This window comes from Pelosinus propionicus DSM 13327 (genome assembly GCF_900114615.1).
Lineage (GTDB): Bacteria > Bacillota > Negativicutes > DSM-13327 > DSM-13327 > Pelosinus > Pelosinus propionicus.
This window is the reverse complement of sequence record NZ_FOTS01000128.1, coordinates 1-1,298: the sequence shown is the minus strand read 5'-3', so window position 1 is coordinate 1,298 and position 1,298 is coordinate 1. Positions and strand designations below refer to the sequence as shown.

The window sequence follows — 1,298 nt, the reverse complement described above, 5'->3', positions numbered from 1 at the left end:
ATCAACAGTGCCGTAGATCCCACAAAAGCCATGCATAATGAGTTTAAAGGCATTGCAAGTACCGTGCTAAAAATAACGGCTCTGCTTGGTGGTTTATACGGGGCTAAAAAGTTTGTCGAGCTGGGATTCAAAACAGATAGCTATGAACGAATGCTTCAAGCGCGGTTGAGCAATAACGAGATAGGGAGTGCAGCATTTCAGCATTATAAGGACATGGCCAATCATTATGGTTTTAAGCAAGAGGATGTTTTTGCAGGTGTCAATTCGTTCATGGGCATGACAACGGTTCCGAAGCAGTTAGACGAACTCACGATGTTAGCTAAAACTCTGGCTGTATTTGACACCCAGGGGCAGGGATTACGAGGAGCTCAGTTTTCCTTGCAGGAAGCAATGGCCGGAAATTTTACGAGTCTTCAGCGCCGATTTAGTATTGGGCATAGCCAAATTGAGGCATCAGGTGCAAAGCAAGCCGCAAAAGCCGGTGATATGGAAGGTTTTGTGGCCGGAATGCAAAAATTGCTAAAAATGAGGAACATGGGTGGCGAGGCATTTGATAACTTAATGCTATCTCCGCAAAGACAGCTAGAAAGCTTTACGAATCGCTGGCATAATCATATGGCGAATATGGCGCAGTCAGTTGTACTTCGATTGCTGCCTGCAATTCGTTTAATATCTGACTTGTTTTTCGATACAGACGGAAAGATGACATCCTTTGGTGAGAACTTTATCGGCGCATTGGGGTTTGTAGCAGGAGCGCTGGCGTATTCAGTGGCAGGGGTGTTATGGTTGATAAATGCTATAGGGCAATTATGGGACGCAATAGACCCTCTAAAGCCGGCAATAGAGGTTATTTTTTGGACGCTGTTAATTACAGGAGCTTATACGGCTGCTGCCGCGCTATATGCTATGATACCACCATTATTAATCCAATTTAGCATATGGGCGATAATGAATGCGCCTGTACTTGCTGTGATCGGCGTCGTAGTAATACTAATATCTTTATTTTTAAGATTTCCTGAAGTATTTGGGGTAGTTGTTGGTGCTATAAATGCATTTGGAACTGCATTTATGAACGTACTTAAATTTATAGGTAATTATTGGATAAGTTTATTTAATCAAATTAGTAGTGATCTAAATAAATTATCAATGGGTAAGATCAATCTTGGACAGGTTGATAAGATGAGTTACGGAAATTCTCTTAATGCGTATAACACGGGCAAAGCCTGGGGCACAGATGCGGCAGCCAGATTAAGAGATACTCTTAAAAATATAACACCGTCCATGCCTACCATTTCCAC

At 42.3% G+C, this 1,298-nt stretch carries 1 protein-coding gene; it reads left to right on the top strand.

Going from position 1 to position 1,298, the window contains the following annotated elements; translation table 11 throughout:
* Positions 1-30: 30 nt before the first annotated feature.
* Positions 31-1,298 (top strand): hypothetical protein (locus BMZ99_RS25855; RefSeq protein WP_139214874.1); only part of this gene is annotated, 1,268 nt, incomplete at its 3' end.